The sequence below is a fragment of the Mangrovibacterium marinum genome (genome assembly GCF_003046625.1).
Lineage (GTDB): Bacteria > Bacteroidota > Bacteroidia > Bacteroidales > Prolixibacteraceae > Mangrovibacterium > Mangrovibacterium marinum.
Map to the genome: position 1 here is coordinate 60,029 of NZ_QAAD01000011.1, position 19,288 is coordinate 79,316.

The following is a 19,288-nucleotide window of genomic DNA, read 5'->3' on the forward strand; positions in this document are numbered from 1 at the left end:
GATATCCCAAAACAGCTAAGCCACTAACAATAAACCAGTTCTGCATCTGTATTCAAATTAATCACCCAAACAGGCGCCGGATTTTAAAGATTTAAGTACTTTTGCGGCGCTTAAAGCTAAAAACAAAACATGGACGAAGGCCCGTATTATAAGCAATTACAAGTATTAAGACCGCTGTAGGAGGCCTCGGCTTATAGCACCTCCTGCTGTGAATAAAAAGAAAAGGAGGAAAGCAGATGTTAAAGATCTTCAAAAGCTTCGGCGGCTACATTGAGATTCCCCAGGCAGAACAAGATTGTTGGATCAACGTGGTTGACCCTTCTCCCGCCGAAATTCTCCGTTTACAGGAAGAATTCAGGGTTCCGGCCGATTTAATTCAGGACATTTTGGATATGGACGAACGATCGCGCTACGAGGTGGACGACGACTGGTCACTGATCATCCTCCGCATACCGGTTGAATCCGAGCACAACGGCGTTCCGTTTAACACCCTGCCCCTGGGCATTATCAACATCAAGGGCATAACCATCACCTTGTGTTCAACCACCAACGAAGTGCTTCCTCTGGAACAATCGTCGCTGTACCGCGGACAAAATCACCTGATCCATGACGAGGTTAACTTCATCATCAAGTTATTTTTGCGCTCGGGAAGCACCTACCTGCGCTACCTGAAAACCATCAATCAGCAAACGGCCCGAATTGAGGACGAGTTGGAACGATCGATCCAAAACCGGGAGTTGAACAAGCTGCTGAAGATGGAAAAATGTCTGGTGTATTTCATCACCTCGCTAAAGGCCAACGAAATTGTTTTGGCCAAGCTTCGGAACAGCCTGAAACGAAATCTGAATGAGCTGAATGAAGACTTGCTGGAAGACGCCATCATTGAAAACAAGCAGGCCCTGGAGATGTCGCAGATTTATTCCGACATTCAGGCCGGCATGATGGATGCCTTCGCATCGGTTATTTCCAATAACCTGAACGTGGTGATGAAGCAGCTGGCATCGATCTCCATCATCCTGATGATTCCCACCTTAATTGCCAGTTTATACGGAATGAATGTTCCCAACCATCTGGAAAGTGTCAAGTGGGCTTTCCCGATTATTATCGTTGTATCCGTCCTAATGGCGGGATTGGGGATTTTTATCTTCCGCAAGAAGAATTTATTTTGATCGGGCTGCCATCCCCCGGACTCAACGCCAGGGGATGGCCGTTGCGACCAATCTCAAGATTCCGTTATTTCCCCAGAACCCAGCATCATGGGCCGAGAAAATCGATATACCTATTCGGTCAAACGTACCAGGTAAAGCTTTTCAAGTTTGCTGGCTCTGGTTTTCGGATTGATAAATTTCATCGAGATCCGCGACAAACTGCGGTGATCCATCTCCTTTACCTGCTGATACCGAATTTGCAGCTTATCCAATGATTCAAGCCCCTCGGCAGAAGTAAACAACCAGTCGCCTGCTGGCACGTGTGCAGCCAGCAAATCATCCTCAGTAACCAGGTATTGCCCATAGTTTTTGGAATAAAAGAAGATGCCCCAATAGCGGGCTTTACCGGTATAGATATGCAGCGCTGCTCCATCCGGAGCCTGTTCATTGAACAACTTACAAGCTTCAACCGGCGCGTGATATTTAGCCAAATTTGGCAATATATGAGTATTCAACGTAAACATGAAAATTGAAATGGCCAGAAACAAACTGGTCAACTGTCGGTGTAAGCTATTCTTCCAACTGATGGCGTAAAGGTACATGCCCGTCAGAATAACAACAATTACCCACACCCAAGCTTTCGCGTTTGGGAAAAAATAGAGTAAGAACGGGTAAACAGCCACAACCAAAACAATCCCGATAAACAAATGAATGCCTGACACGACTTTTTTAAGCTTCCGAAAGTTCGTTTGCTCATAGATTATAACGGCCCAACGCGCTCCTATTAACAGAAAAAGCGGTAATACAGCCATCTCGTAATGTGGATTTTTTTGCTTGGCAATCGATGCAATGACCAAGTAAAATAACAAACCACCGAGCGTATAATACTCGTTATTCGCAAGCGGATTGTTACGTTGAACAATCTTCTCCCGCAACTGAAGTACCAACCCGACAAAGGCAAAAACCATCCATGGTGCCAACATATAAAGGCTTGTATGGATATAGAAGAAAGGGTCACTATTCGTTCCTTTATAACTTCCGGTTACTCGTCCCACGTTGTTTGTCCAAAAGTAAAACTTCAGTCCTTCGATACCAAAATGCTGGAATAAACCAATTAACGCTGGAAGAATAACAATAAAAACAATCGGGATTGCCAGCAACCATCGGTAGTTCAAAATCCCTTTAAAATTTCGGGTTAGCAGCAAATGTGTGCCCACGGCAGCCCCCGGAATAACCATGCCGACGGGACCTTTTGTTAACATGGCCATGCCAACAAAAACAGCACCCAGGTAAAACTGATACTCGCGCTTATATTTAAAGTAGGCTGCAAACTGCCAGATAGCCAACATCACCGGAACTGCCAGCAGCGTATCGGTATGAATATCGCTGTGAAAATGAATAAATCCCAGGGAAGTAATCCAGAAAAAAGCAGCCAGTTTTCCGGTCATCCGATCGTAGAGCAGTTCTCCCAGCTTAAAAGAAGCAAAAGCACCAAGCAATGCAACCAGCAAAACCGTTGCTTTATAAACGATACCCGAAACACCAAATAACGAAAAGGCAGTGGCACCAATCCAAAAAAGCAAAGGAGGTTTCTGCTCGTACGGTTCGTGACCAATGGTCATGTTCACCCAATCGTGATTGTGCAAAATCTCTCGTGCCACCTGCGCATATTTAGCGGCATTGACAACCAATGGATTTAACACTCCCGATACGTTTACCAGTAAACAAATAACAATCAAGGGCAGTAGCCAGACAAGCTTTTTCATAATCTAAATTTGGAAATTCATGCAAAGGTAAAATTTAGTTTCATAGTTTTGACAGGTAACCTTTTCCTGGCTGGACGGATTACTCATTGGAAGCTCGAAAAGGTAGGAATAAGAAAGGATAAGCTTCCGATTTTTATACTACTTTTGCCCTGTTGTTGATTTTTAGTTCATCGGAGATAACATTTAAATCAATAGCAGTAGAAACACAAAAACAATGCTCATGAACAGTTTAAAAAACATTACCAAATTAGAATACCTGTTTTTCTTTTTGCTATTTGCTGCCTCGGCTTACGGCATTTACCTGGCATTTACCGACATGGATGCTTTTCTGGTTTTCACCCAGGAAGACGGAATGGTCGAGAACCTCACCTCCCTGTTTCTTTTTGCAGCCTCGGGGGTTTGCATTTACCGGTTGATTCAATACAAAAAAGCGCAAAAACCCGGACTGTGGCTGCTGACAGCTGCTGTGCTGGCCTTGCTGTTTTTCTTTGCCGGTGGCGAGGAAATAAGCTGGGGACAACGCATCTTTGGCATTCAGTCGGGGGAGTTCTTTCTGGAACACAACAAGCAGGCTGAAACCAACCTGCACAACCTGATTGTTGGCGGCACCAACATCAACAAGCTGATTTTCTCGCAAATTTTGTTTGTGGTGATGGTTATTTACTTTCTGTTTGCCCGCCTGCTGGTTAACAAAATTCCCTTCATTGCCCGGTTGGAGCAGCAATTCAATGTTCCGCTCCCCAAAATTCAGCATGCCGTGGTGATGATCGTCGTCGCCGGATCGCTGGCATTGATTCCCAATGCAAAGAATGCCGAACTGTTGGAAATGTCCTTTGCCTTCATCTTTTTCCTGATTTTCCTGAATCCGGCCAAGGTGGAGCAATAAAAATACGTTGCACCGAAAAGAAGCCGGATTGTTGATGTGGACAATCCGGCTTTTTTCTGAAAGTCACATCGGGTGATGCGCCTGCCTGCGGTAGGCAAGGTTTCCAAACCGCATCGGGGATGCCTTAAATGGTGATTCAGCTCCAATCAAAAGCCAGGACTCATTTCGTAGCAAACTTGTGTTAATGGGCATTGTTCCAAACCCGACCGCTTTTTCTATTTTACGTTTGATCAACGCAGATCTTTTGACCTACCGGACGGGTTTTCATTTTTGTAGTAACACAAAAACGAAACAAAAAATTGCAGAAAACACTACGCTCAGCAAAAATCAAGCAAGCTTGCTTTGCATTCACTTAAACGTGCTTTTCATGGCTGATTTTTATTTGCAACCGCCATCTTTCTGTTGATGGCGTTTTAAAACGACAACCCGACAACTGTTGAAAACAACGACAACAGAAAAACACGACACCCCGACAACCATGACACCCACACAACCCGAAAACCAAAAATCCCTAAACTTTCATCCCTGCTCCGGATTCCCTCCGAACCATGAGTTTTTTATGGAGATGTATTCACAGATGGCCTCGACCGGAATTGAGTGCGTCTTGACTTCCCCCGCTCTGCCTGGAGAGAGGGTACAGAGTTGAATCGATCCGTTAGGATTGAATCAATTCAGAAGAGAGTCACAAGGTAGCGTTAGCGTTTTTCGGCGAAAATCCCCTTTCTGACGCCCCGGAGCCTGCTTTTTTCGCATTCCCGGCTACCGCAGGCCGGTTGTCAGTTCGTTCAAATGCTCCTTATTCTGCCAATCGGCATCAGTCAAGATACCCCCAAAGTTTGCGTTGAAGTATTTTCACGTTCAATTCGTATGACATTCAGACTTTTAATCCTCGCGATTTTTTCGTAAATTCTGTGTCGAATCAAACACTCATATTATGAAAAACGCTGTAGGTTTTATCGCTTTGTTAATCCTCCTGACAGCCTTTCAAACAACTCCCGCCTTTGCCCAGGATGCTGCTCCCACCAAGTTTGTTGTTTTCGAAGAATTTGTAAGTCCTGCCGACATGCCTGCTTTTTGGGAAGCCCAAAAGACAACCAGCGAGCTGTGGCAAAAACACGAACTGGACATCCCGGTTTATGCCTATCTTAACGACGACGATGCCTTTTATTGGGTGATGCCCATCGAAAATTTCGGTTCGCTGGATGCGATCTTCACGAAATTTCACGCGATGTTCCAAACCATGATCGACGAAGACGGCTTTGATGCCAGCAGCGCCTTCCGCGATCTTTACTCGGGGCGCCAACTGGTTATTGAGCACGCTCCTGACCTCTCGCATCTGTTGGCCGATGAGAACAAGCCCTCCGAAGAAGAGCCCTTCTGCGAGTGGATGTTTTGCTACCTGAAAGCCGGCCATGAAAAAGAAGTGGATCAAGCCTTGAAAAATTTTGTGGATTACTACACCGAAATTGGCTCTACTTATACCTGGGATGTTTATAAAAGCTTGTTTGGCTTCGAAACACCCATGTATATTCTGATGGTAAAATCGGAAGACGAAGTGACGCTGCGCACCGAAGAAAAAGCCTTGCGCGAAAACAACAAAGAAAATTTTGAAAAGATGTGGCAGGAATTTGCGCCCCATGTCCGCAAGCTCGAAACCAAGAAAGGTTGGTATCTGCCCAAGTTCTCAAATATTCCGGCTAACTAAGCCGGGCAGCCATCCTACGAAACTGATTGCCCCCCAAGAGATTCGATCTGGCAAAATGATCGGATCTCTTGTTTTTTGGCCGAAGATGTGGGAACAGAAGTTTGTCAATCGGGGCACCTTGCTGCACTTATTCCGTGCAACTAGCTTTCCAGCTCAAACGAAAACCGGCAGTTTCCGTATTCGGCCGCCACCTCCTGCCGGGTAAATTTTTCAATGGCATTCAAGCGTTCCAGAAAGTCGTTCGAGGGAAGGCCTCCAAATTTGCTGATGTTTAAGATACACTTAAATGCCAAACTTTTATGCTTTTGCACATTACTGGCCGTATCCACAATCAAACGTTCGATGTCGTACAGCAGCCTGTTTTCGTCCATATTCCCGATCAGAAAAACAATACTTTTCTCGCCTTCCTGCTGCTCTTCGGTTTCCATCGCATTGCAGGAACTTTCTTCGAAAGCCGGAGCCTGATGCCGGAGGAAGATATTTTCTTCGAGGTTGCTAAACTGTAAACGGCCGTTTTTCTGCAAGCTCAGCTCATCAATAGGCTGAAAATAAACCATTCCCTTTTCCATTCCACGATGATAGCCCTTAAACAACCAATACGTAAGCTTTTGACCTTTCAGGTCCATTGCTGCCATATCGGTCATCACAAAAGCCCTTGTTTCCGGATGTTGGTCCAAAACAGCGTTTACAAAATCATTGGTAAACTCCTTCATGGTCACCTCCAATAAGGATTTATCGTTCAGAAATAAAAACATCGCGTTTTTATGGGAAAGAACCGTTGTTTCCTTCTGCATCTGAAGATGATTTACTTTACGAATCAACTTTTTCAATTCAATAGCGGCTTCCAGGTACTGCATATAACATTGTGCTTTTCTGCTAAATTATTCAAAAAAGACAGTCGGCTGCCCATATTTGAGCTGTGGAGATAAAATGAAAAAGATGTTTTAACGTTGTATTAATCAGAATAGCAAATTTGCCTCCAATGAATCGGTTAAACGAAATTGAAAACCATCCCCTATATCTGAAAGGTAAGGAAATTTATGGGCTGGCTTCCAGAATTGTCGATTTAATTCCTGACGATGATGAGAAGTTAAGCTTCACCAAACAGGAAATACTAACCAACGCCCTTTTACTAATGGTTAAAGTTGCGGGAGCCGAAGCTGGTGCCCTTTATGATATAAAAATGGAAAGTGCCACCATTATCCGCAAAGCAGCCCATACACTTTTGTTACAATACCATCAGCTGAAGTTAAATGGCTTTGAAGAAGCGGAATACTACCAGATGGTGCGCGACTTGATTGAAGAATACCGGCTGCTGTTTGTCGACTGGGTAGCCGGCTTTGATCCAACAAACTATGTTGTTGATCGCTGGGGCCTGTTTAACCCACCGGGGGTCGGGCCCAACGATAAAAGTCCGGATGATGATATCCCCTTCAACATTGACGATTTTGAATTTGATGATTAAAAGAAAAGAGGCTGTCCCCCAAAATTAGTCCCGAACCGTGAGACAATCGACTCACTACGAATGACTTTTTTTTACCACAGAGGACACTGAGTAGTATTGAGTCGTGAGTCATGAGTCGTGAGTCGTGAGTATTGAGAAGAACTCGTATCACACTATCCGCTATCTTTTTCACAACAACTAATGACCAATCAAATGACCATTGAATGACCGTCTTCAACTCATGACTCACTACGAATGACTTTTTTTAACCACAGAGGGCACTGAGTTACACAGAGTAGTCGTGAGTCGTGAGTATTGAGAAAAACTCGTATCACACTATCCGCGATTTTTTTCACAACAACTATTGACCATTGAATGACCACGAATGACCGTCTTCAACTCATGACTCACTACGAATGACTTTTTTTAACCACAGAGGACACTGAGTAGTATTGAGTATTGAGTCGTGAGTATTGAGAAAAACTCGTATCACACTATCCGCGATTTTTTTCACAACAACTATTGACCATTGAATGACCATTGAATGACCGTCTTCCAGTAGTCATGCTTCCTTCGATTTCTCCCTAAATCACCTGCGGGGAGGACTTTTTCGACAGCCTCTTCTCTATTTTATTGATTCATCTGCAATTCCAAAATGCCGACCGGTTGTGGCGGCAGTGCAACTGTTGTTTCGGCCTGTCCCTGGGCAACGCGTTGAAAGTACAAGTGTAGTTTATTCTGATCTTTCAGCAGTTCGCTATCGTAAGACGGCTCCCACCGATCAACCGGATAAGGACTCACAACCTGTGACGACCATTGCAATTCGTCCGTTAGTTCTGCGGTAGACAGGACCACATTATTATCGACCTCCTCGTCGCGGTAAATTAACGCCAATTGCTGCGTTTCCCCGTTTTTCAAAATCATCAGCTGCGGGCGGCTGATGGGGATACTGCGTGAGCCCACTCCTCCCAATTCAAAATCGAGTGTCCGCTGTGTGGCAACCGACGATTTCCATTCACCCTTTTGCCGGTAAATAATGTGAAACTGGGTACAGCTATCGCCTGCTTCCTTGTAATACGTCGCAATAAAGGGATTCCCTTCTGCGTCAGTGGTCATGGAGGTTTGGTTAATCAGGTTGCTACCCTGCGGAATAGCTTTGACAACTTCAGCCGATGCCATCGTGATCGGCAATTGATATGCTTCGCCGGTCGATTTTTGCCAGCTCACGCCGCCGTCTTTCGAGCAAGCATAACTCATGTCGTGGTTGGAATGCACATCCGGTGTTTCGCGCCATACCCACGAAATGTGGATTGTTCCCTGCCGGTCGACAAACAGCTGCCAATACGCGTTGCGCTGCCCTTCGCCATCGATTAGGTTCGTTTGCAAACGCGACCAGCTCCGGGTGGTCAGATCGTAGCGATTCAACACCAGGTTGCCGTTCCCGGAACCGCCATCGCGGCAGGCAAACAGCAAACCACCATCGGCCATCTTGTAAAACTCGGGATAGGAAACCACCTGCTCGTTTTCGCCAATCATTGGCATCATTTCGCCCATTTCCAGACTTTCAGGCTCTAAACTTCGGCAATAGTGCAGGGGGTTGTTGTGGTGGTCCCAGCTCAGATGCAAATAACCTTCGCCGTCAACCATCAAACTAATTACATTATGCGCATCGCGCACATTACCGGTATACTGCGTTTGGTGCAACTCCCACGCGTCCGATCCGTGCTTACGGCGGGCAATGACAACATGGGCTGTGCTGTCGTAATAAGCCACAAACTGGTAATTGGCCGACGAAACCACCGAGTTCTTCCGAAATATGGTGGCGTTCACACTGTTTTCCGACCATCCTTTTCCGACCACCGACAGCCTGCTTGTTACTTTGGCCGTTTCCGTTTTTGGCGACGTACAGGCCACCGTTCCAAAAGTTGCGCAGGCCACCAGTAATAAGCTCCAATAATTCATTCTGTTCAATCTTTTATTCATCATGCTCCGATAATTTCTTTTTCATACGCATCATCGCCTCCACATAATAGTAGTCGGCATACGTTAGCGGCACGTCTACTTCGGTGCCATTGGGCTTATGCCCCACACTGTGTTTTAGGATGAAGTTACCGTTTTCGCCTAAATTTGCCCGGTAAGCAGGAGAACTCAGGCTCCGTAGCTGCGTTTCGGCAACTGCAAGGTATTCATTCGATTTGGCTTCCGGCACATAGTCGCTCAACTCAATCAAGGCAGAACAAATCAACGCTCCGGCCGAGGCATCGCGATTGGCATTCGGAATGTCGGGAGCATCGAAATCCCAATACGGAATCTTGTCTTCCGGCAGATTGGGATGATGCAAAATAAAATCAGCGATGTTTTCAGCCTGTTTCAAATACTTTTCGTTGCCGGTTTCGCGGTACATCATGGTGTAGCCGTACAAGGCCCAGCCCTGCCCACGTGCCCAGGCCGAATCATCGGAATAGCCCTGAGCCGTATTTTTCTTTTCAACCTTACCGGAAATTGTGTCGTACGAAACGACGTGGTAGCTGCTGAAGTCGTCGCGAAAATGATTTTTCAAGGTGATATTGGCATGCGACTCGGCAACATGGCTATAAGTTGTATCGCTGAAGGCCTTCGATGCCCACTCCAACATTTCGAGGTTCATCATGTTGTCAATAATCACCGGGTATTGCCATTTGGCGCTCCAGGGCGCATAGTCCCACGAGCGGATGCAGCCGATGGTTGGGTTGAAACGGGTGATCAATGAGTTGGATGCGGTGTGGATCACATTGCGGTACAGCGTGTCGCCGGTTAAGCGATAAGCATTTCCAAAGCTGCAAAAGATCATAAAACCAACATCGTGGTTGTCGGTGGTGTATTTCTGATCTTCCACCCGAAGTGTGTAGTTCACCGCCCAGTCTTTCAGGGTTTCGGTCGGCTTATTTTCATACAAGTACCAAAGCACGCCCGGGAAAAAACCACTCACCCACCAGGCCGAATTGCAAGTCACCAGCTTGCCGTCCTTATCGATTGTTTGCGGCAAACGGTCTGGCTGATCCTTGAGCGACTCGGCCATTAACAGGCTTTGTGCAGTTGCTAATGCAAGCGATTCGTCAATGATTTCGCTCAGTGGTTGTTCGTTTTGTTTTGGTGCTGTGCAGCTGAAAAAAACAGCCAACAGCAATAAAAAGGAAATGATTTGTTGAAACATAATTCAGGTTGATTAATGTCGTTAATCTTTAATTTTCCGACAAGGTCGAAATTTCAGTATAATTCAATTTTCGATTGTAGATTTTGCAGCCTTTGATTCTGCGAACCATAGCGTCCAAACTAAGCTGTTGCTCGTTAAATTCAGGCAACGACACCAGCTGGTCCACCAGGCCGTTCACATAAACAGTTAGCTCGCCTTTTGAATAAACCAGCGTGGCCTGAACCGAAGGATATTTCGTCGGGGCATACCACTGTCCGTTTGTTCCGCGCGAACGGGCTGTCCATCGATCCGAGTTGCCGAGCACATTGTTACTACGGTAAATCTGCTCCCCGAAACGAAGGTAGGTTTTCATGCTTTCTCCCTCCAGACCGTATGCCAGCTTTCCTGCCGAGAGCAACTCGCCGCTGTAGGCTGCCGTATCGAGTTCCAGATCCAGAAAAACAGAAAATTCCTCGGTTTGGGGAATTTCAAACGTCTTCGGGGCAGTCTCGTTGAACGTTAAACCGGATGTTAAATCAACCGTTTCTCGTTTTAACTGATAGTCGGCATAAATAGATGTACAATATCCCAGCGGACGCTCTTTGCTGACAATCCAATCGTAATAGTTGCCGTACATCCAGGTCAGTTTCAAGGGAGAATTGTTCCTGTTGGGAATAATATAAGGACGCACATTGTTCCTCTCCGAATCTTTCGTGAGGGTATCGGTTTCAACTTGCCCTTGTTCATCGATGGTGTATTTAATCAACTCGTACACTTTGCCCTGTTTCCCGTCAACCGGCACCGAGCAATAAAGCTCATTGGTATTCTGGTCGTCGATGGCCATACCGCCGCTGTAACATTTTTCGATGTCTGGCGACTGGTGAAAATGGCCACCGGCATTCGTCAGGAAAGTCTTTTGCCATTCACTTCCGGTCCACCGCGCGTAATAATAATCGTGCGAGCTTTTGTCTTCATTAATCTGAACCATGGCAATCACCGGATTTTCATCTTTATCCAGCTCCACCTGCCAAAGCCAGTCGCGAAGCTCTGTGCCGTCAACAACGGCGTTCGGCTGTTCTGTTTTATATTCCGGAGTCGCTGCAACGTGATGAAGTTCTTCGCCAAGCTTGGAAATTACCTTGCCTGCTACATCCTTCAGCTCCATGGTATGAATATCAATAGAATTGAAGTACAGCCAATTGGGCATCGTCGGATCGGGATGTCCGGTGGTGTATGCCAGGTAGATCTTGTCCTTGCCGTTACTGGTGTATTTGGCGTAAGGTCGCGAGGCGGTCGACTGCAAAATCTGCTCCGGCCCCCAGACTACTTCAACTTTTCCCTCCGGATCCGGCAAAGAGAGCCTGGCAATGGTCGGGTGCCAGCCAATTCCTCGCCAACACAAATAGAAATGGTCGGGATCATCGGACAGAATAAAAGGCGAAGGATAAGTAGTATTGTTTTGGGTTTCGATCTTTAGCTCGGGCCCAAGATCGGTTATATCTCCCGGCTTTTTCGATACACGATAATAAAAGCAAGGCTCATCAGTATGTCGCGAATAGAAGATCATCACCCGCTCGTCAGGCAACACCAGAAAAGTTGGGTTATCGTGATCGTCGGGTTGAAACCACGAACGAACCAACACTTCCTGCGTCTCTCCGGTTTTAAAATCGTACTGACTTGCTTTGATGTTCCCGTGAATATCGATATAACCGATATAGGTTTTGTTAATCGTTCCCGCTTCATTTTCGTAATGCAGTGCCCGAGGATCGGCAAACCAGCACCAGGCACCTTCTTTAGCTAGTTCGTAACGGTCGATAGGTCCGGTGAGCTTGCTCTTTTGAGACTGGCAACTGAACAAAAGCAGAAGCCCAAGCAGATAAAAAGTCCCGGAAAAATAATTTCGGTAGTTCTTCGGAAAAAACATAGTAGATAATGTTCGTGTTGAGCTATTTGCCAATAGCTGGGAAATTCGGGCAGTTCTGCCAGAAGCCGCGTACATTGATTTTCGTTGGTTTAGCATTTTTTTCATTTTTAAATTGTCGCTACTCGTCGACTAACAGAGCAGTAACACATCGGTTTATTTCGGTGGTTGTGAAGTCTGCATTCAATACATCCGCCGTGTTTTCGCGGATTGCCCAATCCGCCTTCTGCAAAACCGAAAAAGATGAAACTTAGTCTATCGTCTTTGCAGAAACATAGCGAGAACAGCTACCGTTGCCAGCCGTTCGGTTCACTGACCAGGATCTGATTCTACAAATTTGGCATAATATCACGCAACCTGCTAATACAAATTCGATTTAATCAGTTTGTGAATCAACCAAACTATCGCTTTTTCGAAAATAACTGATACAAATTCGCCGGTTGGCAGGCCATTCACGGGAAAATGAAGGCTGCCCGAAATTCGTCGGGCAGCCTTGGGAGTATTATAATTATCGACACATACTTAATAACCAACCGGCGGTTGATTTCCTTCCAATGTCCAACCTGGATTCTGATATATCGGTGAATCCTCCGGAGTTTGTCCGTCCGGTGAAGAAATAATAAAATGTTCCGCTGCGATTGGATTTAGATAATGAGCTTCAGTGAAATTGTAACCATTGTAATAAAAATTGTTAGGTGATATTTGATGAATTCTCAGATAATCTGATAGTGCAGGATCTGACACCGTATTTTTTGTTGCATCCGATTGCCCATACAGCAGTCGACCACCATAAACATCCTTCATCGGTCCCCAAACCTTGATACCTTCAATTTTATAGCCGCTTAGTTGATCCATTGCTCTCCAGCGCGTTAAATCCATATAGCGTAGTCCCTCAACGGCCATTTCAACTTTCCGTTCACGACGAATATTGTACAGCGTTGCATCAACCAGCTGTCCGTGCGAATACGCTCCCCAGTCATTTAGCGCTTCCTGGTTCATATCAGTAGCAGCGATGGTTTTGTTGAAATCAGCATCTACACCTGCTCTTTCACGGATGGCTCTCCAGTATTTCTGAGCATCTGCATCCAGGCTCCCGTTCAACTCGTAGCAGGCTTCCATATAATTCAGATAGGCCTCAACCGCTCTGAAACAGACCACCGCGGTAACATCGCGCCCCACAGTTGCTTGCATTTCATTATCATACGACAATCCTTTTTTAATTGAATACCCAGTCCCCTCCATATATCGGCTAGAACCATCAATAACCGGAACTTCAGGTTCCACTTCAGGGCTGGTTCCCTCTGGTAGATTAACAAAAGCCTTTGTTTCGCCCGGCGCTCTCATGAATAACTTTAACCGCCAATCGCGATTGACCTTCACATCGCCCACAAAATCATCGCCCTGATAACCGCTGCCGGCAGCATAGATCGGGAGTCCATTTTCCATTAACACGCCGTCTACAAACTGACGGGTATATCCATACCCATTACCGTAGTACAGATAGTGGTTCCAATACTGAACATTTCCCAATGTTAAATCGAAGTCACGCCACAGAAGCACCTCGTCATAAGACGAAAGATCTTCTGATGCGAACATTTCGTAATACGGGTTGGACGGATCGGACGCACTTTGACGTATGATCTTTGAATTGCTTGTTAATGCAATGTTATCAGCAACCTGCTTTGCCGAAGACATCGCTTGCTGCAAAAAGAATTCGATTTCGCCATCAATGCTTCCGGATGGGAACTGGTAGTTTGCATTATATGCTTTGCTGGCTCCCGGCCATCCCTGACCATTCGGAACAAGTGCAGTTCCCTTGTGATATTTCAGCCACGTAGCCTCAAACAATGCAACACGCGACTTAATCAAATAGGCCAACGGTTTTGAAATCCGGGTTCTTTCCCCATTCGGAGGGGTTTCCTTTAGTAAATCAATGGCTTTATCCAAGTCGCTGAGAATGAAACGAGCAACCTCATTTCGGGGTTTTCGTTGGCTCGCGACAACCAAAGAGTCTTTGTTATCAGGTATTGTTCTGGTTATTATCGGAAAGTCTCCCAATGCTTTTAGCTTGCCAAAATATTCAAATGCTCTTAGCACATAGGCTTCTCCAATGTAATGCTTCACATTGTCGATATTGCCGGTGAGTTCTCCTGATTGATAGCGTGGCAATACGGTTTGCAGGAAATAATTCAACTGATAAATATTACCGAAGCCCCAGCTTCCTCCAGTGCTTCCGACTTTCCATTCGCCCGGAGTAAATCGATTATTACTTCCTCTATTGGTCATTACATCTGTCGCCCGATCATCCAGATAGAGTCCATCGCCACCAGAACCATTAACCGATCTGAATATATAATCATTATCGGAGTTATGATATCGATCTATTGTGTACGCAGCCAAATCACTTTCTGTCCAAAGGTATGTCTCTGGCGAAATGTCAGATGGTGGATCAATCTCCAGGAAGTCATTACATCCGGTCAACATACTCAAGCTGACTGTAACTGCCAGAATACCATTTTTTATATAGTTATTTTTTTTCATCGTTGTTTATCAATTAAAAGTTAACACTCATACCAAATGAATAAACGGTTGACAAGGGGTACACTGTTCCTCCCTGACGTCCAATACCGATTGATTCCGGGTCAAGAGTATCGTTTAATTTCGTTAAAGTGAGTAAGTTTTCGCCGGAGGCAAAGACTCTCAGCTTTGCAATTTTAACCCGTTCGGTTAATCGAGCCGGAATCGTGTACCCAATTTGCAGGTTTTTCAATCTCAGATACGATGCATCTAAAAGATATTTCGTTTGGGCATATTGGTTTTTGCCGTTAAAGATTGGTCGAGGATAATACGAGTCGATATTTTGTCCTAATGGATCATTTTCATCCGCACGGAAGTAATCAAGATGCTCTTTCAAGGCGGTAGACCACCACTCGCCGGAGCTGGTTGTTCCCCAGAACACCATACCACTGGGAGCCCAATCACGCTTTAGAACACCTTGCCAAAACATTCTGAAATCAAAACCTTGCCAATTAGCGTCAATATCCAGTCCGACCATATAACGAGGTGTCGAATTTCCGATTACCTCCAAATCGCCATGATCATAGAGAGTCTGAGCTCCACGGCTAATTTTTTTATCACCGTCTGTGTCTTCGTACATGATGTCACCGGCATGCCAATTATTTCCAATAGCCGATTGACCACCGTTAGTCAAAGTTGCCAAATGTTGTTCCATTTGCTCCTCATTTCGCGCAATGTCTATTGTGTGAAATCCCCAAATCTCATTCATATAGCGGCCGGGAATGTACTGGCCTAAATTTCCCGTTTCGTTCGGATAAGACAATACTTTAGTTCTACTGTCTGCCAGACTAAATCTCACTCCGTAATTCAGCTCTTTAAGCTTATCTCGCCACGCGATACTCAGCTCAAGACCGGTTGTTTTAATATCGACATTATTCACTCTCGGAACACCGGTTCCCAAAGCCGCCGGTAACGTTACACCGGGGCCTACACCATTGTCCGTATAGCGAATAAAGTAATCAAATGCTCCGGTTAACCGATTATTGAAGGCACCATAATCCACTCCAAAGTTCCAGCTGCGTATGGTTTCCCAGGTAAGCGACGAACTAACCAATCCCGGAGCAGAGGCTGTGTTTGGTTCCATCCCGTCTACTACCCAGTTGCCATTTGCTGTTCCTGTAGGAAAGGTCTGATAAGTTGGATACCAACTTGTCGTGTTTTGATTACCTAATTTACCGTAAGATGCCCGAAGCTTCAGTTGCGTAACTACATTAGAAACTGAAGACCAAAAATCTTCGGCGGCAACATTCCAACCAGCTGAAACTGACGGGAACCAGTTCCATCGCTTGTCTTCGCGGAAACGAGATGTTCCATCGTAACGCAAATTCCCTTCGAATAAATATTTCCCTGCAAAATCGTAATTCAAACGTCCAAAGAACCCAACTGTTGCCCATTTTTGGATCTGTCCGGAGATACTTGCAGTCGGATTGGTTGTTAGATCCAAAACTGGTAGAGTTTGCGTAATCAAGTCCTGACGACTGGCACTCAAATCCCGGTACTTGTTCCATTCAGACTGAAAACCAGCCATCAATTTAAAATTATGCTGATCAAAACTTTTCAGATATTCGGAGTACACATTGGGGTTGAAGAAATAAGACTTGCGAGCATACTCATATACATAGTCATTAGATGTACTGGTTAAGGCACGATAAGGTGTCACCCCGTCTGCCATATACGAATACACCCGGAAAGCATCTTCGTGCGTAAAATCGGTATGAGTTCGGTAGTTCAACTCTCCAATGATCTTCCAATCTTTCATTGGAGTGATTGTTAGTTGAAGTTGCTGTGTATTGAAATCATTTTCTTCGTTACGTCTCCCACCATTTTCAAGCGCATTGATATAGTTAATGTCTGACATATAAAATCCGTTCGGATCTTTGATCGCCCTGATTGGTCTCGCCCTTCTCATAATATGATCGTAAAACCCATCAGACATTGTTGTGGGTCTCTCGTAAATGGTTCTGACAAATCGGTTTGTGTAAGCAATTTTGATATGTTCCGAAATATCACCGGATATTTTAGCCGTTGTTGCGTACCTATCGTAAGTATCGGTTCCATAACGCATTAAGCCTTCCTGATCCATATAGTTGGCAGAAAGATAATAAGACCATTTCTCCGATCCCCCGCTAACACTCAAGGTATGTTCTTGCGTTGGAGCCCAGTTGCGATAGTATTGTTTCATCCAATCGACATTGGCATTGGTATAGTCGTAGTTCCATTTTCCATCGCCCCGAACCTGAGCAACATCTGTGGGATCCAGTTTTCCGTCAATATAATCTTTGACACGCTGAACAAAATCAGACGAAAACTTCTGTCCACTTCCACCGCCATTATAATCTGCATCGTTCCAATAATTCACAAACTCGTAAGAGTTCATCATATCGAGTAATAAAACCGGATTACTCCAACGAAAATTATTGTTGTAGTTTACCTGTACTTTCCCGGCTTTTCCCTTTTTAGTGGTTACCAAGATTACTCCGAATGGCGCCCGCGAACCATAAACTGCAGCAGATGCCGCATCTTTCAGCACCGAGATACTTTCAATATCCTGAGGGTTTATGGCATCTAACGAACCTTCCATTCCGTCGACCAAAATCAGTGGTGATCCACTGGCATCTCCACTAATTGTTCCTGTTCCGCGAACGTTAATACTTCTACCTGCATTCAGTGTCCCTCCGACCCCTTGTGTGGAGATGTTAAGACCAGGAACCGTTCCTTGCAAGGCTTGAACTGCATTTTGAACCGGTCTTGATTCCAATTGCTCTGCTTCTACAATTCCCACGGAACCTGTTAGATTAACTTTCTTCTGTGTCCCAAAACCAACGACAACAACCTCGTCAACGCCAATTGTTTCTTCTTGTAATGTGATATTAAAGATAGATTGGTTTCCCACCGGCACTTCCTGAGTTAACATACCTATAAATGAAAAAACCAGAATATCAGAGGATTGAACATCCTTCAAACTAAAATTTCCATCAAAGTCAGTAATCGTACCAACATTAGATCCTTTCAAAACAACTGTAACTCCGGGAAGCGGATCTCCGTTAGGGTCTACAACTTGACCTTTTACGGGACCTGCCTGCCTGCTGATAGCAGGGCTATCTTCGGCCATCAGCATAATATGCCGGTCAATCAACTTATAGGTCACATTGGTTCCTTCGAAGATATCAGCCAGCACTTCGTCCAAATTTTTGCCTTGTACCTCCAGGCTTACGCGGCGCTCCACGTCTATCTGCCGGTTGTCGTACATAAAGGAATAGTTCGACTGATTTTCAATTTCATTGAGGACTTCGCGAACCTGTCGGTCCTGGATTTTAAGACTCAGTTTGGTGTTCTGAGCAAAGCTTCCCGCAAAGACGGTAAAAGTCGTCAGGAAGGTTAAAATGAGAGTAAGCTTCATAGATAAAAGCATTTTTTTTGTACACGGGTTTCCCCTGTACGAATTCAATCGTTTTTTTTTCATAGTTTTATACGATCAGTTATGAATCTGAAATACAGTCCTATTTAGCGGTAAGTCGTGTATTCCGGATTCGGTTTGACAATTGATACATAGACAGGGAAGGTGGCCGCCTTTCCTGTTTTTATTTTAAGATTTTTTCATGCTTATATAGACTTGTTCGCCATCAATTTTATAGCGGATGGGGGTAATCACGGAAATCAGCTCCAGCACTTCGCGCAGACTTTCGGTTTTCACCTTAAAGGTGTACCGGTGATTGTTGTGCAGCGCCTGATCGAGTTGGATAGATACGCCATACCAGTTTTCCAGATACTCGACCACTTCTTCAAAAGGCTGATCGACAAAGGTCAAAACACCTTGTGTCCAGGCGATCTGCGCCAATGGGTTTTGCTCCTTCTTCACTGAGTAGCGATTTTCGCGCAGGGTGAGCTTCTCGCCGGGCGACAAATAAGATAACGACTGGTTTTCCGGGCTCAGCACCTCAACTTTACCTTCTACCAGAGTTACTTCCGACTGCTGCTGCCGGGCACTTTCCCGCACATTGAAATGCGTTCCGTACACCTTCACCTGCAGATCATTGGCATGTACGATGAATGGCTTATGCAGATTTTTCGACACTTCGAAATAGCATTCACCCGAAATGTATACATCGCGATTTTGGGAGTTAAAATTCGACGCATATTTTAGCTCCGAATCGGCGTTCAGCCATACCCGGGTACCATCGGGCAGCGTCATCTGCGAGCGCTGTCCGGCTTCGGTAACCAAGCTGGCGTAGGTCAAGGGCGATTCGGCCTGCTGTTCCGGTGTAGGCGTTAAAAGCTGCCCGCACAGGAAGGCTATAATCAGCGCCGCCGCAACTGCAGGATACTTCAGGTAGCGTAATATTCGGGTTTTCGGCTTCTTTTCAGAAGGTTGAATCCGCGTCATCAGCTCGGCCCACAGTTGTTCGGTATCGGGTTGATAGGCCGTTGGTTGCTGACGGGTCAGATAGCTGGTATCAACAATCTCCCTAAAAAGTTGAATGTTCTCGGGCACTTCCTTCAACCACGTCTTTATAATGGCTTCACTGGCTTTATCCGATCTGTTGTTCAGATAAGCCCCAATTGCTTCCCAAGGTGTTTGACTTTCTTTCATAACCGTATTGTTGCTGATATGACGCTACCGAGATAAGAAATCCCTCAATGGATTTTCACTTTTTTTGACATTTACCCC

12 protein-coding genes are annotated in these 19,288 nt (G+C 45.4%); 4 read left to right on the forward strand and 8 right to left on the reverse strand.

Annotated elements, in window-relative coordinates; all coding sequences use genetic code 11:
- Positions 1–236: 236 nt before the first annotated feature.
- Positions 237–1,169: a magnesium transporter CorA family protein gene (locus tag C8N47_RS11665; RefSeq protein WP_107822738.1), complete on the forward strand. Its 933-nt coding sequence runs from the start codon at positions 237–239 to the stop codon at positions 1,167–1,169.
- A 110-nt stretch (positions 1,170–1,279) separates the two neighbouring features.
- On the opposite strand, the gene C8N47_RS11670 is transcribed toward C8N47_RS11665, so the two are convergent.
- Complete coding sequence (locus C8N47_RS11670; protein WP_107822739.1) at positions 1,280–2,914, reverse strand: ArnT family glycosyltransferase; 1,635 nt, start codon at positions 2,912–2,914, stop codon at positions 1,280–1,282.
- Between the two features lie 220 nt (positions 2,915–3,134).
- Here C8N47_RS11670 and C8N47_RS11675 point away from each other — a divergent pair, with 220 nt between their 5' ends.
- Both C8N47_RS11675 and C8N47_RS11685 read left to right on the forward strand, forming a co-directional pair.
- Positions 3,135–3,800, forward strand: coding sequence for a hypothetical protein (locus C8N47_RS11675; protein ID WP_107822740.1), 666 nt, complete (start codon positions 3,135–3,137; stop codon positions 3,798–3,800).
- A 934-nt stretch (positions 3,801–4,734) separates the two neighbouring features.
- A complete protein-coding gene (locus tag C8N47_RS11685) occupies positions 4,735–5,505 on the forward strand; it encodes a hypothetical protein (protein ID WP_107822742.1) in 771 nt (256 codons plus the stop codon).
- Positions 5,506–5,645: 140 nt separating this feature from the next.
- Here C8N47_RS11685 and C8N47_RS11690 read toward each other — a convergent pair whose 3' ends face one another.
- The gene (locus C8N47_RS11690; protein WP_107822743.1) at positions 5,646–6,362 is read right to left on the reverse strand and encodes a hypothetical protein; all 717 of its coding nucleotides are present in this window, start codon (positions 6,360–6,362) and stop codon (positions 5,646–5,648) included.
- Positions 6,363–6,487: 125 nt separating this feature from the next.
- Between C8N47_RS11690 and C8N47_RS11695 the strand changes: the two genes are divergently transcribed.
- Entirely contained in the window at positions 6,488–6,970 is a 483-nt protein-coding gene (locus C8N47_RS11695; protein WP_107822744.1) for a hypothetical protein, read from the forward strand.
- 609 nt (positions 6,971–7,579) lie between these two features.
- Here C8N47_RS11695 and C8N47_RS11700 read toward each other — a convergent pair.
- The 6 genes from C8N47_RS11700 to C8N47_RS11730 all read right to left on the reverse strand — a co-directional run bounded on the left by C8N47_RS11700 (position 7,580) and on the right by C8N47_RS11730 (position 19,210).
- On the reverse strand, positions 7,580–8,935 hold the full coding sequence (locus C8N47_RS11700; RefSeq protein ID WP_211316120.1) for a BNR repeat-containing protein: 1,356 nt from the start codon (positions 8,933–8,935) through the stop codon (positions 7,580–7,582).
- On the reverse strand, positions 8,925–10,142 hold the full coding sequence (locus C8N47_RS11705) for a glycoside hydrolase family 88 protein (protein ID WP_107822746.1): 1,218 nt from the start codon (positions 10,140–10,142) through the stop codon (positions 8,925–8,927). The genes C8N47_RS11700 and C8N47_RS11705 overlap by 11 nt, the downstream gene beginning before the upstream one ends.
- A 28-nt stretch (positions 10,143–10,170) precedes the next feature.
- The gene (locus C8N47_RS11710) at positions 10,171–12,045 is read right to left on the reverse strand and encodes a BNR repeat-containing protein (RefSeq protein WP_107822747.1); all 1,875 of its coding nucleotides are present in this window, start codon (positions 12,043–12,045) and stop codon (positions 10,171–10,173) included.
- Between the two features lie 519 nt (positions 12,046–12,564).
- Positions 12,565–14,583 (reverse strand): RagB/SusD family nutrient uptake outer membrane protein, encoded by a 2,019-nt coding sequence (locus C8N47_RS11720; RefSeq protein ID WP_107822749.1) that lies wholly within the window; start codon positions 14,581–14,583, stop codon positions 12,565–12,567.
- A 13-nt stretch (positions 14,584–14,596) separates the two neighbouring features.
- A complete protein-coding gene (locus C8N47_RS11725; protein ID WP_170111376.1) occupies positions 14,597–18,019 on the reverse strand; it encodes a TonB-dependent receptor in 3,423 nt (1,140 codons plus the stop codon).
- A gap of 186 nt (positions 18,020–18,205) precedes the next feature.
- Positions 18,206–19,210 (reverse strand): FecR family protein, encoded by a 1,005-nt coding sequence (locus tag C8N47_RS11730; protein WP_107822750.1) that lies wholly within the window; start codon positions 19,208–19,210, stop codon positions 18,206–18,208.
- Between the last annotated feature and the right edge of the window lie 78 nt (positions 19,211–19,288).

Coding starts and splice junctions, on each gene's coding strand:
- C8N47_RS11665 (WP_107822738.1), top strand. CDS start 237: ATGTTAAAGATCTTCAAAAGCTTCGGCGGCTACATTGAGATTCCCCAG.
- C8N47_RS11670 (WP_107822739.1), bottom strand. CDS start 2,914: ATGAAAAAGCTTGTCTGGCTACTGCCCTTGATTGTTATTTGTTTACTG.
- C8N47_RS11675 (WP_107822740.1), top strand. CDS start 3,135: ATGAACAGTTTAAAAAACATTACCAAATTAGAATACCTGTTTTTCTTT.
- C8N47_RS11685 (WP_107822742.1), top strand. CDS start 4,735: ATGAAAAACGCTGTAGGTTTTATCGCTTTGTTAATCCTCCTGACAGCC.
- C8N47_RS11690 (WP_107822743.1), bottom strand. CDS start 6,362: ATGCAGTACCTGGAAGCCGCTATTGAATTGAAAAAGTTGATTCGTAAA.
- C8N47_RS11695 (WP_107822744.1), top strand. CDS start 6,488: ATGAATCGGTTAAACGAAATTGAAAACCATCCCCTATATCTGAAAGGT.
- C8N47_RS11700 (WP_211316120.1), bottom strand. CDS start 8,935: ATGATGAATAAAAGATTGAACAGAATGAATTATTGGAGCTTATTACTG.
- C8N47_RS11705 (WP_107822746.1), bottom strand. CDS start 10,142: ATGTTTCAACAAATCATTTCCTTTTTATTGCTGTTGGCTGTTTTTTTC.
- C8N47_RS11710 (WP_107822747.1), bottom strand. CDS start 12,045: ATGTTTTTTCCGAAGAACTACCGAAATTATTTTTCCGGGACTTTTTAT.
- C8N47_RS11720 (WP_107822749.1), bottom strand. CDS start 14,583: ATGAAAAAAAATAACTATATAAAAAATGGTATTCTGGCAGTTACAGTC.
- C8N47_RS11725 (WP_170111376.1), bottom strand. CDS start 18,019: ATGAAGCTTACTCTCATTTTAACCTTCCTGACGACTTTTACCGTCTTT.
- C8N47_RS11730 (WP_107822750.1), bottom strand. CDS start 19,210: ATGAAAGAAAGTCAAACACCTTGGGAAGCAATTGGGGCTTATCTGAAC.